Origin of the sequence: Leisingera sp. S132 (assembly GCF_025144465.1) — a bacterium.
In the GTDB taxonomy this organism is placed as follows: Bacteria; Pseudomonadota; Alphaproteobacteria; order Rhodobacterales; family Rhodobacteraceae; genus Leisingera.
In genome coordinates this window covers 1,152,098-1,171,961 of the sequence record NZ_CP083553.1, presented here as the reverse complement: position 1 = coordinate 1,171,961, position 19,864 = coordinate 1,152,098, and the positions used below count along the sequence as shown (strand labels likewise).

Genomic DNA, 19,864 nt, shown 5'->3' with positions numbered 1-19,864 from the left:
CGCCGCTGCATGTTGCAGCCCGCAATCTTGTTTGATGGCGCTATCCCTTGCGCCCCGCCTGTTAGCGGATAAAACGGGAGCGCTAAAAAGACAAAGAGAAAAGCGATTATGAGCATTGCCCTTGTCATCCTGGCGGCCGGTAAAGGCACGCGGATGAACTCCGACCTCCCGAAAGTGCTGCACCCGATTGCCCAGGCGCCGATGCTGGAGCATGCGATGGCCGCAGGCCGTGCGCTGGCGCCGGAGCGCATCATCATCGTGGCAGGCCACGGGGCGGACGAGGTCCGCAAGGCAGTTGCCGAAATCGACGAAGAGGCCGAAGTTGTCCTGCAGGAAGAACAGCTTGGCACCGCCCATGCGGTCGATCAGGCCCGCACCGCGCTGGAGGGGTTCGCGGGCGATGTGGTTGTGCTTTACGGCGACACGCCGTTTGTCAGCCCCGAAACACTGGAGCGTATGGTTGAGGCCCGCCAGCGTGCCGACCTCGTCGTGCTGGGGTTCCAGGCCGCTGATCCGGGCCGCTATGGCCGCCTGGTGATGGACGGCGACAGCCTGGAACGGATTGTCGAATTCAAGGACGCGAGCGAGGCGGTGCGCGCGATTTCCTTCTGCAATTCCGGCCTGATGGCAGGCAAGGCCAGCGCGATGTTCGACCTGATCGCCAAGGTTGGCAATGAAAACGCCTCTGGCGAATACTACCTGACCGATCTGGTGGAACTGGCGCGGCGCGAAAATCTGAAAGTGACCGCCGTATCCTGCGACGAGGCTGAAACGCTGGGCGTCAACTCCCGCGCGGAACTGGCGCAGGCGGATGCGCTGTTCCAGGCGCAGGCGCGGGAAGACCTGATGGAGCTGGGCGTCACCCTGATGGCGCCGGAAACTGTCTACCTCGCCTTTGATACCTTCATCGGCCGCGACACAGTGATCGAACCGAACGTGGTCTTCGGCCCCGGTGTCACGGTGGAAAGCGGCGCGCTGATCCGGGCGTTTTCGCATCTGGAGGGCTGCCACGTCAGCCGCGGCGCCAAGGTCGGGCCGTATGCCCGCCTGCGTCCTGGCGCCGAACTGGCCGAAAACACCCACATCGGAAATTTCGTCGAGATCAAGAACGCCGAGATTGCCGAAGGCGCCAAGGTCAATCACCTCAGCTACATCGGCGATGCGTCGGTCGGCGAGGCAACGAATATTGGCGCAGGCACGATTACCTGCAACTATGACGGGGTGATGAAGCACCGCACCGAGATCGGCGCCCGCGCCTTTATCGGGTCGAACACCATGCTGGTCGCCCCGGTGCGCGTCGGCAACGAGGCGATGACTGCAACCGGCGCGGTGGTGACCAAGAATGTGGAAGACGGCGACCTGGCGATTGCCCGCGCCGAACAGACCAACAAACCGGGCCGCGCGCGTAAGCTGATGGATATGCTGCGCGCAAAGAAGGCCCGCCTGCAGAAGGGAGCCAAGTGATGTGCGGAATAGTCGGCGTACTGGGCAATCACGAGGCCGCCCCGATCCTGGTGGAAGCGTTGAAGCGGCTGGAATACCGCGGCTATGACAGCGCGGGCATTGCCACGGTGAACGACGGCGCCCTGCGCCGCCGCCGTGCGGTAGGCAAACTGGTGAACCTCTCCGACCTGCTGGTGCACGAACCGCTGGCCGGCAAGGCTGGCATCGGCCACACCCGCTGGGCCACTCATGGTGCACCGTCCGTCAGCAATGCCCATCCGCACCGGGCCGGAGCGGTAGCGGTGGTGCACAACGGCATTATCGAAAACTACAAGGAACTGCGCGCAGAGCTTCTGAACTGCGGCATGGAGTTCCGCACCGAGACCGACACCGAAACCGTCGCCCTGATGACGGAGCGGTATTTGAAAGAGGGACACAGCCCGGTGGATGCAGCCTTCAAAACGCTGGACCAGCTGGAGGGCGCCTTTGCCCTGGCCTTCCTGTTTGATGGCGAGGAAGATCTTATTATCGCGGCCCGCAAGGGTTCCCCCCTGGCGATCGGCCATGGCGACGGCGAGATGTTCGTAGGTTCCGACGCCATCGCGCTGGCGCCGCTCACCGATCGGATCACCTATCTGGAAGAAGGCGACCGCGCTGTTGTCACCCGCGCAGGCGCAGAAATCCGCAATGCGCGCGGCGAGCTGGTGAACCGCGAAACCAAGACCATCCAGATCGACTCCACCCAGGTCGACAAGGGCGGCCACAAGCATTTCATGGCCAAGGAAATCGCCGAGCAGCCGCACGTGATTGCCGAGGCCATCCGCCATTACCTGCCGGTTGAGGAAAACACCGTGCGCCTGCCCGGCGAAGGCGTGGATTTCTCCAAGGTCGAACGGCTGACCATGGTTGCCTGCGGCACCGCATTCTATGCCTGCCTAACCGCCAAATACTGGTTCGAGCAGATCGCCCGCCTGCCTGTGGAAGTCGATATCGCCTCCGAGTTCCGCTACCGCGAACCGCCGATCCCCGAAAAGACGCTGGCGCTGTTTGTGTCGCAATCAGGCGAGACTGCCGACACTCTGGCGGCGCTGCGCTACTGCCAGGAAAAGGCGGACAAGATCCTGTCGGTGGTCAACGTCCCCGAAAGCTCCATCGCGCGGGAAAGCGATCTGGCGCTGCCGATCTTTGCGGGCCCGGAAATTGGCGTGGCCTCGACCAAGGCGTTCACCTGCCAGCTGACAGTTCTCCTCGCACTGGCGCTCAAGGCTGCCTGCGACCGCGGGCATGTGAACGCAGAAGAAATGGCCGAGTATGCCACCGCAATCCGCGGGCTGCCCAATGTATTGTCCTCCGCGCTGGAGCAGAACGAGGCAATCCGCCTGGCGGCGCAGAAGGTCAGCGAAGCCCGCGACGTCTTGTTCCTGGGCCGCGGCCTGATGTTCCCGCTGGCGCTGGAAGGCGCGCTGAAGCTGAAGGAAATCAGCTACATCCATGCCGAGGCTTATGCCTCCGGCGAGCTGAAGCACGGGCCCATCGCCCTCATCGACAAGAACATGCCAGTGGTGGTGCTGACGCCCAAGGACTCGCTGTTCGACAAGTCCGTCTCCAACATGCAGGAAGTCCTGGCCCGCAAGGGCAAGGTGCTGATGATTTCCGACCAGGACGGCATTGACGAAGCCGGAGACGACGTCTGGTGCGCCATCCGGATGCCCCACGTCAAGGAAGCGCTGTCGCCAATCGTCTATGCCATTCCGGCACAGCTCCTAGCCTATCACACCGCAGTTGCCAAAGGCACCGATGTGGACCAGCCGCGCAACCTGGCAAAATCAGTGACAGTGGAGTGAGCCATGTCCAAGCAGTTCCCGCAGATCGAAGACGCCCACCGCAAGTTCATTGAGGAGCAGCACATGTTCTTCACCGGCTCTGCCGGGCCGGAGGGCCGTGTGAACATCTCCCCCAAGGGAATGGACTCGCTGCGGGTTCTGGGGCCGGACCGGATTGTCTGGATGAACCTGACCGGCAGCGGCAACGAAACCGCGGGCCATCTCCTGGAAGTGAACCGGATGACCCTGATGTGGTGCTCCTTCACCACCCGCCCGATGATCCTGCGCACTTATGGCACCGCCAGGGTCCTGCACGCGGGCGATAACGGCTGGGCGGAACTGGCCGCCCTGTTCCCTGCCCACCGCAGCGCCCGGCAAATTTTTGATGTTTCGGTCGATCTGGTGCAGACCTCCTGCGGCTATGCGGTGCCTTTCATGGAATACCAGTCCGACCGCGACACCATGCAGAAATGGGTCGACGGCAAATCGGACGATCAAATCCGCGCCTACTGGGCGGAAAAGAACCAGTCCACCATCGACGGCAAACCCACCGGCGTCCCCGTGTGACGGTTCGGTCCAAGGAAACACATGCTCGAATTTTATCTTGAAGCGCTGAAAGCCGAGGCTGAACCCGGCCGGGCAGAGCAGATGGCGGCCTATCACAAGCAGGCCCGCGAAGTGCTGGGGGTGCCCAACCCGGCCACCAATGAACTGACCAAGTCCTGGCGCCAAGCCTTAAGCGTCGCAGAACGCGTGGAGCTGGCCCGCTTGCTCTGGGATACTGACATCTTCGAAGCCCGCATTGCCGCAGGCAAGCTGCTCACCCAGGCGCGGATCAAAGAGGATCAGGCTGTCTGGGACCTGCTGCAATCCTGGGTGCCGCAGTTTGACAGCTGGGCAATTGCCGATCATGCATGCTCCGCCATTTCAAAACGGCTGCTGGCGGACACATCGCGGCTGGATACTGTGGAAACGTGGTCGCAATCGGAGCACATGTGGACCCGCCGCGCGGCACTGGTGGCAACCCTGCCCTGGGCCAAGATGAACAATTTGAAGCCCGCTGATCAGGGAGCCCGCGAACGCATCCTGGGCTGGGCCGCAGCCTACGTCCCCGACCGCGACTGGTTCATGCAGAAAGCAGTGGCCTGGTGGCTGCGCGACCTCAGCAAGCACGACGCAGACCGTACCCGCGTCTTCCTGGCGGAACATGGGCAAGACATGAAGGGCTTTGCCCGCAAAGAAGCGGCAAAGTACCTGAAAGACGCCTAGGCTTGCAAAATGCTCCGCCCGGCACCCGCCGGGCAGCGCCAACCCCGCCAAAGCAGGCGGGCGCTTTTGCCGTTTCTGAATGCAGCTCAGCCGGCCGGAGGCAGCACCTGCAGCTCCGCCAATTCCGTCAGCGGCAGGCCCAGCGCCCGCATCGCGCCGATCGACAAGCGGCTGCCGCCGGACGCCTCGCCGGGGACCGGTTTCAGCGTGACCACTACCTGGGTGTTGCGGTTGGAGCGGATCAGCGCCTGCTGCTCAGCCGCCACCAGCGGTGTTTCCATCCACAGCCCCGGCAGCGATGGATCGCCCAGCGAAGCCACGGTAGTGGCGGACCCGAGGAAGGACGGCGCGGAGGGCGATGCTGGCGCCAGCGGTTCTGCCCCGGTCACATCAACGCCGGGCGCGGGCTGCAGCACCGGGTCCTGCGGCGCGGCCGCCGACGGCCCGCCGCCGCCGTTAAGAATGGAGGAATTCAGCTGCAGCCCGTTGCAGGCCGCCAGCAGGGAAATCGAAGCAAGGGAAATGACTGTCATACGCATGTGGCGACCCTAGCCAGCTGCGAAACTCTTTGCCAGTCACAAATGCGGTCCCCCCTTGCCGCGGGCGGTGCCCCGCTTTACCTAGGAGGCATGACGGCTCCGCTTATTGATCCCTTCGCCCGCGCAATCACTTACCTGCGTGTCTCGGTCACCGACCGCTGCGATTTCCGCTGCGTCTACTGCATGTCGGAGAACATGACCTTTCTGCCCAAGAAGGATCTGCTGACGCTGGAGGAGCTGGACCGGCTCTGCTCCACCTTCATCCGGCTGGGTGTCGAAAAGCTCAGGATTACCGGCGGTGAGCCGCTGGTGCGCCGCGGCATCCTGACCTTCTTCCAGTCGATGAGCCGCCACCTGGAAACCGGCGCGCTGAAAGAGCTGACGCTGACCACCAACGGCTCGCAGCTGGTTAAATACGCCGATGACCTCTATGCCGCCGGGGTGCGCCGGGTGAATATTTCGCTCGACACGCTGGACGAACAGAAGTTTGCCGATGTCACCCGCTGGGGCCGCCTGCCGCAGGTGATGAAGGGCATCGATGCCGCGCAGAAGGCGGGCCTCAAGGTCAAGATCAACGCGGTTGCACTCAAGGGCTTTAACGAAGAGGAACTCCCCCGCATCACCGAATGGTGCGCCGGACGCGGCCTCGACCTCACCTGGATCGAGGTGATGCCGATGGGCGAAGATATCGGTGCGATGGAGCGCATCGGCCAGTACTGGTCGCTGAAGGACGTTCGCAAGGAATACGAAAGCCACTACACCGTCACCGATCTGGCCGAGCGCACCGGCGGCCCGGCGCGTTATGTTCGGCTGGAGGAAACCGGCCAGAAGATCGGTTTCATCACGCCGCTCTCCCATAACTTCTGCGAAAGCTGCAACCGGGTGCGGGTGACCTGCACCGGTGAGATCTACACCTGTCTCGGCCAGGAGGGCAAAGCCGACCTGCGGGCGCCCCTGCGCGCCAATGAGGAAGGCACCGGCGTGCTGGAGGCCGCGATCCGCGCTGCCATCGGCGACAAGCCCCGCGGCCATGATTTCGACTACTCCCGGCAGGAGGCCGGCGGCCAGATGTCCCGCCATATGAGCCACACCGGCGGCTGACATGCCTGTAACCGCTCCAGCGCAACGGACGCTGCTCTATTCCCTTTACTGCGGCGTCAGCGCGCTGATTGCCCCTTTTGCCTGGCGCAAGGTCGCGGGCAAGCTGCGCGATTACGGCCTGCCGGAGGAACGCGTGCGCGAACGCCTCGGCCACGCCTCCCTGCCCCGCCCGGCCGGGCGGTTGATCTGGTTCCATGCGGCTTCGGTCGGGGAAAGCCTGTCGGTGCTGACCCTGATCGCCCGCATGGGTGAACAGATGCCGGATGCGGAATTCCTGATCACCTCAGGCACGCCCACCTCGGCAGATCTGATTGCCAAGAGGATGCCGGCACGCTGCCGCCACCAGTTCCCGCCGCTGGACACCGCCGCCGCCGTGAACCGCTTCCTGGCCCATTGGCAGCCTGATCTGGGGGTGTTCGTGGAAAGCGAGCTGTGGCCGCAGATGCTGGTGCGCGCCCGCAAGACCGGCTGCCCGCTGGTGCTGCTGAACGCGCGGCTGTCGGACAAATCGGTCAAGGGCTGGACCAAACGCCCGGAGACCGCACGCTATATCCTCGACCAGTTTACTCTGCTGGTCACTCAGAACCAGAAGACCGCCGCCAACCTGCAGATGATGGGGGCCGCACCGGAGCGCATCCGTCCCGGCAGCAACCTCAAGGCCGTCTCCGCACCGCTGCCGGTCGATCAGGATGCCCTCGCCAAGGTGCGCACCAGCATCGGCGCGCGCCCCGTCTGGGTTGCCTCCTCCACCCACGAGGGCGAGGAGGAAACTGTGCTGGAGGCCCACAAAACGCTGCTGAAACAGCACCCGGACCTCTGCCTGCTGCTCGCCCCCCGCCATCCGGAACGCGGCGATGCGGTGGAAATGCTGGTTAAAGACGCGGGCCTCAGCTGCGCGCGGCGCAGCAAAGGCGTGCTGCCCGGCACCCAAACACACGTCTATCTGGCCGACACGCTGGGCGAGGTCGGCACCTGGTACGCGCTGTCTCCGCTGGTGTTCCTGGGCGGCTCCCTGCGTGAAATCGGCGGACACAACCCGTTTGAGCCAATGCAGGCAGGCGCCGCAGTGATCACTGGCACCGGGCACTACAATTTCGCCGAAACCTATGCCGAGCTGACCGCGCTTGGCGCAGCGGTGGAAGTGCAATCTGCTGCGGATCTGGCGGCGCACGTCTTGGAATGGCTTGAAAAGCCCGCGGCATTTCAGGCCGCCCGCGATGCCGCCAAGGCGTTCATCTCGCGGCAGTCGGATCAATTGGACAAGACGGTGGACGCCCTGCTGGCGCTTCTGCCCCGCAAAGGAGGCCAGGATGGCTGAAGTGGACGCCAGCACGGTCGAGGTTATCGCGCCGAACTTCAAGCGCCGCCTGTCCGGCGTCACCTCCACCATCGTGCGGCTGGTGCCGCTGCAACGGCAGCATATCGCCATCGCCACTGCGGGCAGCGGCCTGCCGGGGGACATGCCGCATCTGTCGGCCTCCCAGCTTATTCTGATGAGCCGCAACGGCCCCGCAGGCGCCCGCGTCTGGCACGCCCGGCGCAACGTGGAAATGCTGGGCGGGCTGGCGCTGAAATATCTTCTGGGCAAGCGGCTGAAACTCTTATTCACCTCCGCGTCGCAGCGGCATCACTCCGGCTACACCAAGTGGCTGATCTCGCAGATGGACCGGGTGGTCGCCACCTCGGCCAAGGGCGCGGCCTACCTAGAGAAACCTGCGCAGGTGGTGCACCACGGGATCAACACCGATGAGTTCTCCCCGCCTGCCGACAAGGCGGCGCTGCGCCGCGAACTGGGTCTTCCAGAGGATGCCATCCTGATCGGCTGCTATGGCCGCATCCGGGCGCAGAAAGGCACGGATGTGTTTGTCGACGCCATGCTGGAGGTGCTGAAGGCCCACCCCAAGGCGGTGGGCATCGTGATGGGCCGCGCAACCGAAAAACACGTGGCGTTTGAAAAAGGCCTGCGCGCCAAGGTGGAGGCCGCGGGCCTGCCGGACCGGCTGCTGTTCCCGCCCGAGGTGCCGGTCTGGGAAGTTTCCCGCTGGTACCAGGCGCTGGATCTTTACGTTGCCCCGCAGCGCTGGGAGGGCTTTGGCCTCACCCCGCTCGAAGCGATGTCTTGCGGCGTGCCGGCCGTGGCCACCCGCGTCGGCGCTTTTGAAGAGCTGATTGCACCGCAGGAGACCGGCCTGCTGATCGATCCGGGCGAAACCGGCCAAATGGTGGATGCGATCAATGAAGTGCTGTCCACCGAAGGCCGGCTGGCAGAATGGTCAGAGGCTGCCCGCAAGCACGCCATGACCAATTTCGCGCTGGAAAAAGAGGCCGAGGCCCTGGTCGCCATCTACCGCGAATTGCTGGAGCACTGACGCCCGCCGCGGCGCAAAACCTGATCCCTCTTCATCTGGCCGGAAATATCCTCGGGGGTGAATTGTGCCGCGGGCGCAAGAGGGGGCAGACAGCCCCCTCCCCGATATCATTCAGGCCGCAGGCATCCGCTGCTCGACGATCTCCGCCCACCAGCTGCAGCCCGCAGGGATCGCGTCGTCGTTAAAGTTGTACTCCGGGTGGTGCACCATCGCGGTGTCGCCGTTGCCCATCAGGATATAGGCGCCGGGGCGCTCTTCCAGCATGAAGGCAAAGTCCTCGCCCCCCATCACCAGCGGCGCATCCCCGCATGAGCCGGACACGCTGGCGGCCACTTTGGCGGCAAACTCGGTTTGCTCCTCGTGGTTCACCATCACCGGATAGCCGCGGTGATAGGTGATGCCGGCGGTGCCGCCAAAGGTCGCGGCGATGCCCGTGCAGACCTCGTTGATCCGCTTCTCGGCCAGGTCGCGCATGTCCCCCGACATGGTGCGCACGGTGCCTTTGATCTGCACCTTCTGCGGGATCACGTTGAACGCTTTTGAAGACGTCTCAAACGAGGTCACAGAGACCACGATCTGGTGCACCGGGTCGGCATTGCGAGAGGCAATGGTCTGCAGCGCCAGCACGGCTTGGGCGGCCAGAACGGTGGTGTCCACGGTCTCATGCGGTTTGGCCGCATGGCCGCCGCGGCCCTCGAATGTAATGTCGAACTGGTCGGTGGCGGCAAAGAAGGAGCCGGGGCGGATCGCAAAGGAGCCCAGCGGCTGGCCCGGCCAGTTGTGCAACCCGTAGACCTCCTGCACACCCCAGCGGTCCATCAGCCCGTCGTCGCACATCACCTTGGCACCGCCGCCGCCTTCCTCGGCGGGCTGGAAGATCACCACCACGGTGCCGTCGAAGTTGCGGGTCTCGGACAGGTACTTGGCAGCACCCAGCAGCATTGCAGTATGGCCGTCATGGCCGCAGGCATGCATCGCGCCGGGGGTCTTGGAAGCATAGTCCAGACCGGTCTGCTCATGGATCGGCAGCGCGTCCATGTCGGCGCGCAGGCCGATTACCTTGCCGGAGGTGTCCGCCTTGCCTTTGATCACGCCCACCACGCCGGTGCGGCCGATGCCGGTCACCACCTCGTCGCAGCCGAACTCCTGCAGCTTCTGCGCCACCAGCGCGCTGGTGCGGTGGGTTTCGAACAGGATTTCCGGGTTTTCATGGATGTCCCTGCGCCAGGCGGTGATTTCATCCTGCAGTTCGGCAAAGCGGTTCTTGACCGGCATTTCTCGCTCCTTTGGTTATCTATCCCCCGCAGCCTCAGGCCGCGGGCATTCTTCGTTCCACCAGCTCGGCAAACCAGCTGCATCCCAGCGGGATCGCTTCGTCGTCAAAGACATAGGCCGGGTGGTGGCACATCTGGGTGTTGCCGTTGCCAAGGAAGATATAGGCGCCAGGGCGCTGCTCCAGCATGTAGGAGAAGTCCTCGGACGGCATGATTGGCGGGGTCTCGGCATCGACCTTGGCAGAGACCGCTTGCGCCGCCTCCACCGCATGGGCAGTGCCGCTTTCATCATTGATTGTAACGGGATAGCCCGGAACCCATTCGACCTCCGCCGTGGCGCCGAAAGCCGCCGCAGTGCTCTCAGCCACCCGGCGCACCCAGCCCTCGGCCTGGGTTCTGTATTCGGGGTCGAGAGTACGAACGGTGCCCTGCAGTTCGGCGGTGTGGGCAATCACGTTCGACGCCGTGCTGTCGGTTTCAAAGGTGCCGACGGTCAGCACCACGCGCTTGATCGGGTCAACGTTACGCGAGACGATGGAATGCAAGGACACCACGATCTGCGAGGCAACCAGCGTCGTGTCAATCGCCTCATGCGGGGCGGCGGCGTGGCCGCCTTTGCCGGTGACGGTGATGATGAATTCATCCGAGGACGCCATCAGCGGGCCCGGACGGATGGCAAATTCACCGACCGGCAGGCCCGGCATATTGTGCAGGCCATAGACCTCCTGGATGCCCCAGCGGTCCATCAGGCCGTCGTCGCACATCGCCTTGCCGCCGGCGCCGCCTTCCTCGGCCGGCTGGAAGATCAGCACGGCCTTGCCGTCGAAATTCCGCGTCTCTGCAAGGTACTTGGCCGCCCCCAGCAGCATCGAGGTATGGCCGTCGTGGCCGCAGGCGTGCATCACGCCGGGCGTTCTGGAGGCATAGTCCACGCCCGAGGCCTCGGGGATCGGCAGCGCGTCCATGTCGGCGCGCAGGCCGATGGCGCGGCCCGAGGTATTGGTCTTCCCCTCGATAACCGCAACAACGCCGGTTTGGCCGACGCCCGTGGTGATATCGGTGATGCCGAATTCCTTGAGCCGCTCCACCACAAAGGCGGCGGTCTGGTGCACCTCATACATCAGTTCGGGGTTCTCGTGCAGGTGATGGCGCCAGGCGGTGATCTCCCGGTGCATCTCGGCAAAGCGGTTCTTGGCCGGCATTTTCCCCTCCCCTTTATTGTTTCAGGTTCCGTTGCGGCAGACTGTCCGCGAAAAAACTTAGCTTCGCAAGTATCCGGTACCGCCGGGACGTGGCGGAACACGCCAGCGCGGAGGTGCCATGCGTGCACCCCTTGTGCACCGTCTGTGCACCCCCTGATACACTTTCAGCACCAATCTGAGCACGAAACGCGCCGTTTCAAGGCAGCGGGAAGTAGCCGCGCAGTTTCTCCACCAGCTTGCGCATGAAGTCATGACCCGCGTTGAACTGGTCCAACGTGATGTATTCGTTGGGCTGATGCGCCTGGGCGATGTCGCCGGGCCCGCAGATCACCGCCGAATAGCCGGCCTGCTGGAACTGGCCCGCCTCGGTGCCGTAGCTGACCACATGGGAGCCGTTGTCCCCGGTTACCCGGCGCACCAGCGCCTCGGCCTCGCCGTTCTGTTCCGGAACCAGCCCGGGCACATCGAAGTGCTTGGACACATCAATGCGGGCTTCCGGATGGATCGCCTGCATCTCCGCCTCCACCTCGCGCACCTTGGCGAGATAGGCGGCTTCCCAGTCACCGGGGTTTTCTCCCGGCACCACCCGGAAGTCCATCAGGAAGCGGCAGTCCTTGGCGGTGATGTTGTGGGCGGTGCCGCCCTCGATCATGCCGACGTGGCAGGTGGTCCAGGGCGGGGTGAACATCGCCTGCATCTCACCGGGCTCCTTGGCCATGTTCGCGGCGTTCTGCTGGTTGGCCCAGTCGATCAGTTTCGCACCCTGCATAATCGCGCTGACGCCCATGTGCATAAGCGAGGAATGCACCTCAAACCCTACCAGATGGGTGTCGTAGCCGGTGCCGCCCTTGTGGCCGGTGACGGCCTGCATCATCGAAGGCTCCCCCACAATCACTGCCGAGCCTTTGGGCAGCACTTGCTGCATGGCTTCGATCATCGGCGGGGCGCCGGTGCAGCCGATTTCCTCGTCGAAACTCAGCGCCAGTTGCAGAGGCCGGGTGACACCCTGGGTGTGCGCCTCCACCAGCGCCCAGATGGCGAGGGCATCAAAGCCCTTCATGTCGCAAGTGCCGCGGCCGAAGTATTTGCCGTCTTTCTCCACTACATCGAACGGATCGGTGTCCCAGGGCTGGCCGTCAACCGGCACCACATCGGTATGGCCAGACAGCACCACGGCGCCCTCTTCCCACGGGCCGGCATGGGCAAAGACGGCAGCCTTGTGGGGCTGCTCCGGGTCTGTCCAGCGGTGACTTTCTATGCCATGGGAGGACAGATACGCCTGCACCCAATCCACCAGCGGCAGGTTGGTGTCCCGGCTCACGGTCGGGAAGGAGACCAGTTGCTGCATGATCTCCAGCGGCGAAAGTCTGGCAGCCATGATCAGTAGCCGCTGTCGGTGGTCAGCACGAAATGGCCCGGCTCGGCTTCCATGTACTCCGATGGAGCCGGCTCGTACCCAACCTCATGAATCGGCGAGGGGATCGGCTTGAAGTTCAACTCCTTTTCCGACTTCCGCTGGCGCGGGTCGGCGATTGGCACCGCCTTCATCAGCGCCTGGGTGTAGGCGTGCTGCGGGTTTTCAAACACGCGTTCACGCGGGCCGAGTTCGACAATGCGGCCCAGGTACATGACGCCGACCTGATGGCTGACACGCTCCACCACCGCCATGTCGTGACTGATGAACAGGAATGACAGGCCCAGTTCCGCCTGCAGTTCCATCATCAGGTTCAAGACCTGCGCCTGCACCGACACGTCGAGCGCCGACACGGCCTCATCCGCGACAATCAGCTTGGGGTTCAGGGCCAATGCGCGGGCAATCGCGATCCGCTGGCGCTGACCGCCGGACATTTCGTGCGGGTAGCGGCGCATGAAGCTGCGCGGCAGGTGAACACGGTCGAACAGGCTGGCGACCCGGTCGTGCAGTTCGGAGCCAGAAGCCAGGCCATAGTTGCGCAGCGGCTCTGCCACCTGGTCCAGCAGCTGCATCTGCGGATTGAGCGAGGCAAAAGGGTCCTGGAAGATCATCTGCATGTCCTGCCGGGCCTTGTGCATCTGGGAGGGGCTGAATTGCAGCACATCGCGGCCCTCAAAGTTCACCTTGCCCGACTGCGGCTCCACCAGCCGAAGGATGGAACGGCCGGCTGAGGACTTGCCGCAGCCGGATTCGCCCACGAGAGACAGGGTCTGGCCCTTGAACACCTTGAACGACACATCCTCGACCGCGTGCACATTCGATATGGTGCGGCGCAGCAACCCGCCCTTGACCGGGAAGCGGGTGGTCAGGTGCTGCACGTCCAGCAGCACCTCATCCGTGCCCTTGATCGGTTCGATCTTCTGGTTTTCGACGCCCATCAGCTTCATCGGCTCGGGATACTGCTTGCCGCGCATCTCGCCCAGCTTCGGCACCGCTGCCAGCAGCGCCTTGGTGTAGTCGTGCTTAGGGTTCTCGAAAATCTCCTCGACGGTGCCTTCCTCGACTTTGTTGCCGCGGAACATGACCACCACACGGTCGGCCATCTGCGCCACCACCGCCATGTCATGAGTAATGAACATCACCGCGGTGCCGGTCTCGCGCTTCAAGCGGTCCATCAGCGCCAGAATTTCGGCTTGGATGGTCACATCCAGCGCGGTGGTCGGCTCATCCGCGATCAGCAGCCGCGGTTCGCAGGCCATCGCCATGGCAATCACCACCCGCTGGCGCATGCCGCCGGAGAGTTCATGCGGGTACTGTTTCAGGCGGCGTTCCGGTTCCGGGATGCGGACCTGGCGCAGCAGTTCCAGCGCTCGTTCCTCGGCCTGGGATTGCGACATCTTCTTGTGGATGCGCAGACCCTCGGTCAGCTGGCGGCCGACGGTGAACACCGGATTGAGCGCGGTCATCGGCTCCTGGAAGATCATGCCGATCTCGTTGCCGCGAATCTGCTTCATCATGTCCTGTTCGGTGCTGGCGAGGTTGGTGTCACCGCCTTCGCGGCGGTTGAACAGCAGCTCGCCGCCCGCAATCTCGCCGCCGCCGAATTCCACCAGGCGCATCAGCGACAGCGAGGAAACCGATTTCCCGGAGCCGGATTCGCCAACGATACAAACGGTTTCGCCGGGGCTGACGTCAAAGGAGACATCCTCGACACCGACCACAGGGCCGTCCTTGGTCTGAAACTCCACCCGCAGATTTCTAATGGACGCAATGGCGTTGTCCAGCATGACGGCTCCCTGGTTCTATTAGCCCGGACCGCGTTCACAGGCGGTCTCAGGTTCCGGAGTAAACTCTACTTTCCCGCAAAATGCTCATGCAAATAATGCATGGGCCCTTCGAAATTGGAATTTGCAATTTGCCGGCAAAAGCGTTTCGATACCCCCGTGGTTGTCTGCAAGCTGTCACATGCCGGCGTCTCCGGCAAAGTGTTAAGGGATTATAGCTTCAAGGTTTTCCCTGAGCCTGCAGGCCCAATGCTACACTTCCGCAGCAATGCGGCAACCTTCCGGGCCTGAGCCGGCCCGGCCAACAAAAAGACACGAAACGTGTCCGACAAGGAGTGTGTGATGAAACTGAAATCCCTATTGATGGGTGCCGTTGCCGCGGCCTCTCTGGCGCCTGCAGCCTTTGCAGAGCGCGGGTCCGACGGCCAGGTCAACATCATTTACTGGCAGGCGCCGTCGATCCTGAACCCGTATCTGTCAAGCGGCACCAAGGACATCCAGTCCTCGTCGCTGGTGATTGAGCCGCTGGCGCGCTACGACCCGCAGGGCAACATGGTCCCTTATCTGGCCGCAGAGATCCCGACGCTGGACAACGGCGGCGTCAGCGAGGACCTGACCTCTGTCACCTGGAAAATCGCACCCGGCATCAAGTGGTCCGACGGCAGCGACTTTACCGCCCATGACGTGAAGTTCACCGCGGATTACTGCATGCATCCCGAAGGCGGCTGCGCCCAGTTGACCAAATACCAGGGCGTGACCGCGGTTGAGGTGCTGGACGATATGACCGTCAAGGTCACCTTCGACAAGCCGACACCCTTCCCCTATGGCCCGTTTGTCGGCGGCGAAGGCCCGATCCTGCAGAAGGCGCAGTTTGAAAACTGCACGGGTGCCAAGGCGCCGGAATGCACCGAGGCCAACTTTGGCCCGATCGGCACCGGCCCGTTTGTGGTGGATGAGTTCAAACCGAACGACGTGATCACCATGTCCGCCAACCAGAACTACCGCGACCCGGCCAAGCCCGCGTTCGCCAAAGTGCTGTTCAAGGGCGGCGGGGACGCAACCGCGGCGGGGCGCGCGGTGATGGAAACCGGCGAGTTCGACTATGCCTGGAACCTGCAGCTGGCGCCGGAAGTGATCGCCCAGATGGAAGCAGGCGGCAAGGGCAAGCCGGTTGCGGGCTTCGGTTCGCTGGTGGAACGCATCATGCTGAACCAGACCGACCCGTCGCCGGAACTGCCGGAAGGCGAGCGCGCCACCGCCAAGCATCCGCACCCGTTCCTGAAGGATCCGGCGGTCTACAAGGCGATGTCGCTGGCGATCGATCGCCCGCTGCTGGTGGAAATCGGCTATGGCAAGGCAGGCGCGGTCAGCTGCAACTGGGTGCCTGCCCCCGCGGCCTTTGCGTCCGACACCTTTGACTGCTCCACCCAGGACATCGAAGGCGCCAAGGCGATGCTGGAAGAGGCCGGCTATAAGGACACCAACGGCGACGGCGTGCGGGAGACCCCGGACGGCAAGCCGATGAAGATCCTGTACCAGACCTCGACCAACGCGGTGCGTCAGGACTTCCAGGCACTGATCAAGGAATGGTGGAGCCAGATCGGCATCGAGACCGAGCTGCGCAACATCAACGCCTCCGTGTTCTTCGGCGGTGACCCGGGCTCGCCCGACACCTTCCAGAAGTTCTATGCCGACGTCGAGATGTACGCCAACAACTTCGACGGCACCGATCCGCAGTCCTATCTGGGCAACGGGTTGTGCGACAAGGCTCCGCGCCCGGAAACCCAGTGGCAGGGTGAGAACATCTCGCGCTTCTGCAACGAGGAGTTCGACCAGCTGCACGCCGAGCTGAGCAAGACCGCAGGTCTGGAGGCGCGTGCCGAGATCGGCCGCCGCCTGAACGACATCATGGTCGAAAACGGCGGCATGATCCCGCTGGTGCACCGCGGCCGCCTGTCGGCGCATTCCAACACCCTGGGCGGTGTCGACCTGAACGTCTGGGACAGCGAGCTGTGGAACGCAGCTGACTGGTACCGCATCAAGTAAGCTCGGGCTTGCTTCTCGGGGCCCCGGCACATGCCGGGGCCTCTTGCCATCCGCTGGGGCTGCAATGCAGCCCTGCGCATGGTCTGGACGCGGGGCCTCCTCCCCGCCTGTTCCGAATTCAATACAAGTTGCAAAGGCGCTTAGCAGATGCTGACCTTTACAATCCGGCGGCTGATCCTGGCAGTTCCGACACTGCTGTTCATCAGCCTCGTGATATTCCTGCTCCTGGAGCTCGCCCCCGGCGACCCGATGGCGCAGGTTCCCCTGACCGTCCCCGCCGAAGTCAAAGAAAAGATGCGCCTGGCCCTGGGCCTGGGCGAACCGATGCATATCCGGTTCTGGAAATGGCTGGTGCAGTTCTTCTGGATCGAGCCGCAGGTTCTGATCGACAATATCTTTGGCACCGGCCTGGCTGACGGCAAGCTCAGGGTGATCTCCTGGCAGACCCGCTCGCCGGTGATGGACATCGTGGTACAGCGTATGCCGCAGACTCTGTGGGTGGTTGGCACCGCCTATGTGGTCGCCATCCTGATAGCTCTGCCAATCGGCATCTACTCCGCCTACCGCCAGTACAGCTGGTTCGATCAGATGGGCACCTTCGTGTCGATGGTCGGTTTCTCGGTGCCGCCGTTCTTCTCGGGTGTTCTGGTCATCGTGATCTTCTCGGTGCAGCTGGGCTGGTTCCCGTCGATCTATGACACCACCCATGTGGTCGACAGCTGGGACGCTTTTGTCTTCCAGCTGAAGCAGATGATCATGCCGGTGATGGTGCTGGCGCTGCAGATCACTGCGCAGCTCTCCCGCTTCATGCGCGCCTCGATGCTGGACAACCTCAATCAGGATTATGTCCGCACCGCCCGCGCCAAGGGTTTAAGCGAATATGTGGTGGTCATGGTTCACGTGCTGCGCAATTCGATGATCCCGGTGGTCACGGTGATCGCGCTGGGGATCCCGTCAATCTTCGGCGGCGCCATCATCACCGAGCAGGTGTTCAAGGTGAACGGCATCGGTCAGCTGCTGATCGGCGCCATCCAGGCCAACGACCTGCCGATGGTGCAGACGCTGACCTTCATCTTTGCGGTGCTGATCGTGCTGTTCAATCTGATCGCCGACGTGCTGTACGGCATTCTTGACCCGAGGATCCGCTATGACTGAGCTGAGCAATCCTGTCCCTTCCAAGCCGCCGCGCAGCCAGTGGCTGGACGTCTGGGACCAGTTCAAATCCCACCGCGGCGCGCTGATGGGCGGAGCGCTGTTCCTGTTCATCATCCTGGCGGTCTATCTGGGCCCGTTTTTCTGGGAGCTTGAAGCCACCCAGATCGACATACGGTCCCGCAACCAGGGCCCCAGCTGGGCGCATCCCTTCGGCACCGACCAGCTGGGCCGCGACATGCTGGCCCGGATGATGGCGGGCGGCGCGACATCCGTGTCGGTGGGCCTGACCGCGATGCTGCTGGCGCTGTTCCTGGGCTCCTTCATCGGGGTGATGGCCGGTTTCTTCAAGAAACTGGACGGGCCGCTGATGCGCCTGACCGATCTGTTCCTGGCACTGCCGCTGCTGCCGCTGCTGCTGGTCATGATGCTCTTGTTCCGCGAGCCGCTGAACGCCGCCTTCGGGCCGGAACAGGGGATCTTCATCCTGATCGTGATCTCCATCGGGGTGACCAGCTGGATGCCCACCGCCCGGATCGTGCGCGGCGACGTCCTGGCGCTGAAAGAACGCGAGTTCGTGATGGCGGCGCGCTCCATTGGCACCACCAACAGCGGGCTGATTACAAGGCACATCCTGCCCAACGTGCTGTCGCCGATTATGGTCTCGGCCACTCTGGGCATTGCCACCGCGATCATCACCGAGTCGTCGCTGTCGTTCCTAGGCCTTGGCTTCCCGCCGGATTTCCCGACCTGGGGGCGGCTGCTGTTTGATGCCACCGATTACCTGCAGCAGCATCCGGAACGGGTGTTCTGGCCGGGCATGGCGATCTCGCTGACAGTGCTGAGCGTGAACTACCTGGGCGATGGTCTGCGCGACGCGCTGGACCCGCGGATCCGGGGCCGCTGAACTGCGGAAGCAGAAACGGCAGAGGGCCGCCCCAGCCGGGCGGCCCTTTTCTTTTGTGCAGTTGAGGCGCGCCTCAGTGCAGCTTTTTCCTGATCCGCTGGATACCCAGCCATACCAGCCCGATCACCGGCAGGGTCACGGCGGCAATCAGCAGCTTCTTGGTCACCCCGTAGCGTTCGGCCAAGGGCAGAAGGAAGTCGGAGACCAGCGATATCGCGTAGTAGCTGACAGCCACCACCGACAGGCCTTCGACTGTGTGCTGCAGGCGCAGGGCGATATCGGCGCGGCGGTCCATGCTGGCAAGCAGCGCCTGGTTCTGGGCAGAGCGCTCCACATCCACCCGGGTCCTGAGCAGCTCCCCTGCCCTGCGTGCCCGGCTGGCCAGGGTATCCAGCCGCTTCTCGGTGGAGTTCACCGTCCGCATGGCAGGTTCAAACCGGCGCAGCATGAATTCTGCAAAGGTCTGGAACCCTTCGTGGCGCTCCTCGCGCAGCAGGCTGATGCGCTGACTGACCAGCGCGTCATAGGCGCCGGTGGCCCCAAAGCGGAAGGCCGACTGCGCCGCCATTGCCTCCAGCTCAGCCGAGACCGCCAGCAGCTGGGTCAGGATCTCTTCGGCGGGCTTGGTGCCGCTTGTCATTTCTGCCATCATCTCGCTGAGACGGCTGTCCAGTTTGCCAACCACAGGCGTCAGCCCGCGGGCCCGGGAAAAGCCCAGCATCGACATCGCGCGGTAGGTCTCGATCTCGCACAGGCGCTGCACGATCCGTCCCACCCGTTGGGCGCCGGTACCGGTGTTGGGGAAAATGGCAAAACGCACGTGGCCCGCCGGGTCGATACGGAAGTCGCCCGCAACCACGGCGCTGTCGTCCAGCACCTGAGACACCGCCAGGCTTTCCGGCACAAACCAGTCGTGCATGGTGGACTTCAGCACCGCAGGCGCCGCCCGCGGCACCACCCGGATCAGCGCCGAAGTGATGCGCTGGCCCGGTGCCTCTGCCAGCCAATCCGCCGGGAAGACATCAAAATCCGCCGGGTCAAAGGCCCGCCCACTGACGCCGTCGCTGTAGACGGTGTAGCTGACAAACTCGGTGTGCTGCTCCCATTTGATCATGTGCCGCCCGATCTGGGCGGTGTGATGGGTCGCCCCTGGCTGGGGATGCGGCGCGCCGTGCCGGTCCAGGAGCTGGATCAGGTGCTGCATGTCCAGCATCCGGTCCCGGTGCACAGCCTCCTGCGGCTGTTTCACAGCCAGGTAGACCACCGTGCAGGGGGAGGTCATGGTCGGGAACGGGCGGGCGTGCAGCTCATTCGTGAGCTGGTAGCGCAGCGGGTGATCCTGGATCGGCGGCATTCTTGGTCTCCGGGGCAATGCCGCGGACCATACTTCAGCCGTGAAAACATGTACAGAAATGCTTTTTTTCAACGCGTTAGCGGAATGCAACGGTATACAGAAAAGCCGTCCAGGGGCGCTGCCCCGGCCTGCGGCCTGCCCCGGGATACTGTTGGTGGGAGGAAGTCGGGGAATGGAAAAAGGCGCC

The 19,864-nt window shown here is 63.6% G+C and carries 16 protein-coding genes; 10 read left to right on the top strand and 6 right to left on the bottom strand.

Annotated features, from left to right (window positions below; genetic code table 11):
- The first annotated feature begins 108 nt into the window (after positions 1-108).
- Genes glmU through K3725_RS05675 form a run of 4 tightly spaced genes read left to right on the top strand, consistent with a single transcriptional unit; the run spans position 109 to position 4,535 of the window.
- Positions 109-1,464, top strand: coding sequence for a bifunctional UDP-N-acetylglucosamine diphosphorylase/glucosamine-1-phosphate N-acetyltransferase GlmU (glmU, locus tag K3725_RS05690; RefSeq protein WP_260017865.1), 1,356 nt, complete (start codon positions 109-111; stop codon positions 1,462-1,464).
- Positions 1,464-3,287 (top strand): glutamine--fructose-6-phosphate transaminase (isomerizing), encoded by a 1,824-nt coding sequence (gene glmS / locus K3725_RS05685; protein ID WP_260017864.1) that lies wholly within the window; start codon positions 1,464-1,466, stop codon positions 3,285-3,287. Before glmU ends, glmS begins: the two co-directional genes overlap by 1 nt.
- A gap of 3 nt (positions 3,288-3,290) precedes the next feature.
- On the top strand, positions 3,291-3,833 hold the full coding sequence (locus K3725_RS05680; RefSeq protein WP_260017863.1) for a pyridoxamine 5'-phosphate oxidase family protein: 543 nt from the start codon (positions 3,291-3,293) through the stop codon (positions 3,831-3,833).
- Between the two features lie 21 nt (positions 3,834-3,854).
- Positions 3,855-4,535, top strand: coding sequence for a DNA alkylation repair protein (locus K3725_RS05675; RefSeq protein ID WP_260017862.1), 681 nt, complete (start codon positions 3,855-3,857; stop codon positions 4,533-4,535).
- A gap of 86 nt (positions 4,536-4,621) precedes the next feature.
- Here the strand turns inward: K3725_RS05675 and K3725_RS05670 are convergent, their stop codons facing one another.
- The gene (locus K3725_RS05670; RefSeq protein ID WP_260017861.1) at positions 4,622-5,074 is read right to left on the bottom strand and encodes a hypothetical protein; all 453 of its coding nucleotides are present in this window, start codon (positions 5,072-5,074) and stop codon (positions 4,622-4,624) included.
- A 90-nt stretch (positions 5,075-5,164) separates the two neighbouring features.
- Here K3725_RS05670 and moaA point away from each other — a divergent pair, with 90 nt between their 5' ends.
- The 3 genes from moaA to K3725_RS05655 are packed head-to-tail and all read left to right on the top strand — an operon-like array spanning position 5,165 to position 8,544.
- A complete protein-coding gene (moaA, locus tag K3725_RS05665) occupies positions 5,165-6,175 on the top strand; it encodes a GTP 3',8-cyclase MoaA (RefSeq protein ID WP_260017860.1) in 1,011 nt (336 codons plus the stop codon).
- A 1-nt stretch (position 6,176) separates the two neighbouring features.
- Positions 6,177-7,493 carry a 3-deoxy-D-manno-octulosonic acid transferase gene (locus tag K3725_RS05660; RefSeq protein WP_260017859.1) on the top strand — a complete coding sequence of 439 codons (1,317 nt, stop codon included), beginning with the start codon at positions 6,177-6,179 and terminating at the stop codon, positions 7,491-7,493.
- A complete protein-coding gene (locus tag K3725_RS05655; protein ID WP_260017858.1) occupies positions 7,486-8,544 on the top strand; it encodes a glycosyltransferase family 4 protein in 1,059 nt (352 codons plus the stop codon). Before K3725_RS05660 ends, K3725_RS05655 begins: the two co-directional genes overlap by 8 nt.
- Positions 8,545-8,655: 111 nt before the next feature.
- Here the strand turns inward: K3725_RS05655 and K3725_RS05650 are convergent, their stop codons facing one another.
- The 4 genes from K3725_RS05650 to K3725_RS05635 form a co-directional block, all read right to left on the bottom strand.
- Positions 8,656-9,819: a M20 aminoacylase family protein gene (locus K3725_RS05650; protein WP_260017857.1), complete on the bottom strand. Its 1,164-nt coding sequence runs from the start codon at positions 9,817-9,819 to the stop codon at positions 8,656-8,658.
- Between the two features lie 34 nt (positions 9,820-9,853).
- Positions 9,854-11,020 carry a M20 aminoacylase family protein gene (locus K3725_RS05645; protein WP_260017856.1) on the bottom strand — a complete coding sequence of 389 codons (1,167 nt, stop codon included), beginning with the start codon at positions 11,018-11,020 and terminating at the stop codon, positions 9,854-9,856.
- A 196-nt stretch (positions 11,021-11,216) separates the two neighbouring features.
- Complete coding sequence (argE, locus tag K3725_RS05640) at positions 11,217-12,398, bottom strand: acetylornithine deacetylase (RefSeq protein ID WP_260017855.1); 1,182 nt, start codon at positions 12,396-12,398, stop codon at positions 11,217-11,219.
- A 2-nt stretch (positions 12,399-12,400) separates the two neighbouring features.
- Positions 12,401-14,221 carry an ABC transporter ATP-binding protein gene (locus tag K3725_RS05635; RefSeq protein ID WP_260017854.1) on the bottom strand — a complete coding sequence of 607 codons (1,821 nt, stop codon included), beginning with the start codon at positions 14,219-14,221 and terminating at the stop codon, positions 12,401-12,403.
- A gap of 339 nt (positions 14,222-14,560) precedes the next feature.
- Between K3725_RS05635 and K3725_RS05630 the strand changes: the two genes are divergently transcribed.
- From K3725_RS05630 to K3725_RS05620, 3 genes are all read left to right on the top strand, one after another.
- Complete coding sequence (locus tag K3725_RS05630) at positions 14,561-16,264, top strand: peptide ABC transporter substrate-binding protein (RefSeq protein ID WP_260017853.1); 1,704 nt, start codon at positions 14,561-14,563, stop codon at positions 16,262-16,264.
- A 147-nt stretch (positions 16,265-16,411) separates the two neighbouring features.
- Positions 16,412-17,419, top strand: a complete 1,008-nt coding sequence (locus K3725_RS05625) for an ABC transporter permease (RefSeq protein ID WP_260017852.1) — start codon at positions 16,412-16,414, stop codon at positions 17,417-17,419.
- Complete coding sequence (locus tag K3725_RS05620; protein ID WP_260017851.1) at positions 17,412-18,323, top strand: ABC transporter permease; 912 nt, start codon at positions 17,412-17,414, stop codon at positions 18,321-18,323. Before K3725_RS05625 ends, K3725_RS05620 begins: the two co-directional genes overlap by 8 nt.
- A gap of 73 nt (positions 18,324-18,396) precedes the next feature.
- Here K3725_RS05620 and K3725_RS05615 read toward each other — a convergent pair whose 3' ends face one another.
- On the bottom strand, positions 18,397-19,677 hold the full coding sequence (locus tag K3725_RS05615) for a DUF3422 family protein (protein WP_260017850.1): 1,281 nt from the start codon (positions 19,675-19,677) through the stop codon (positions 18,397-18,399).
- Between the last annotated feature and the right edge of the window lie 187 nt (positions 19,678-19,864).

Excerpts from the sequence above, each read along its gene's own strand:
- K3725_RS05675 (WP_260017862.1), top strand. The coding sequence starts at position 3,855 with ATGCTCGAATTTTATCTTGAAGCGCTGAAAGCCGAGGCTGAACCCGGC.
- K3725_RS05670 (WP_260017861.1), bottom strand. The coding sequence starts at position 5,074 with ATGCGTATGACAGTCATTTCCCTTGCTTCGATTTCCCTGCTGGCGGCC.
- K3725_RS05660 (WP_260017859.1), top strand. The coding sequence starts at position 6,177 with ATGCCTGTAACCGCTCCAGCGCAACGGACGCTGCTCTATTCCCTTTAC.
- glmU (WP_260017865.1), top strand. The coding sequence starts at position 109 with ATGAGCATTGCCCTTGTCATCCTGGCGGCCGGTAAAGGCACGCGGATG.
- argE (WP_260017855.1), bottom strand. The coding sequence starts at position 12,398 with ATGGCTGCCAGACTTTCGCCGCTGGAGATCATGCAGCAACTGGTCTCC.
- moaA (WP_260017860.1), top strand. The coding sequence starts at position 5,165 with ATGACGGCTCCGCTTATTGATCCCTTCGCCCGCGCAATCACTTACCTG.
- K3725_RS05615 (WP_260017850.1), bottom strand. The coding sequence starts at position 19,677 with ATGCCGCCGATCCAGGATCACCCGCTGCGCTACCAGCTCACGAATGAG.
- K3725_RS05625 (WP_260017852.1), top strand. The coding sequence starts at position 16,412 with ATGCTGACCTTTACAATCCGGCGGCTGATCCTGGCAGTTCCGACACTG.
- K3725_RS05650 (WP_260017857.1), bottom strand. The coding sequence starts at position 9,819 with ATGCCGGTCAAGAACCGCTTTGCCGAACTGCAGGATGAAATCACCGCC.
- K3725_RS05630 (WP_260017853.1), top strand. The coding sequence starts at position 14,561 with ATGAAACTGAAATCCCTATTGATGGGTGCCGTTGCCGCGGCCTCTCTG.
- K3725_RS05655 (WP_260017858.1), top strand. The coding sequence starts at position 7,486 with ATGGCTGAAGTGGACGCCAGCACGGTCGAGGTTATCGCGCCGAACTTC.
- K3725_RS05645 (WP_260017856.1), bottom strand. The coding sequence starts at position 11,020 with ATGCCGGCCAAGAACCGCTTTGCCGAGATGCACCGGGAGATCACCGCC.
- glmS (WP_260017864.1), top strand. The coding sequence starts at position 1,464 with ATGTGCGGAATAGTCGGCGTACTGGGCAATCACGAGGCCGCCCCGATC.
- K3725_RS05635 (WP_260017854.1), bottom strand. The coding sequence starts at position 14,221 with ATGCTGGACAACGCCATTGCGTCCATTAGAAATCTGCGGGTGGAGTTT.
- K3725_RS05620 (WP_260017851.1), top strand. The coding sequence starts at position 17,412 with ATGACTGAGCTGAGCAATCCTGTCCCTTCCAAGCCGCCGCGCAGCCAG.
- K3725_RS05680 (WP_260017863.1), top strand. The coding sequence starts at position 3,291 with ATGTCCAAGCAGTTCCCGCAGATCGAAGACGCCCACCGCAAGTTCATT.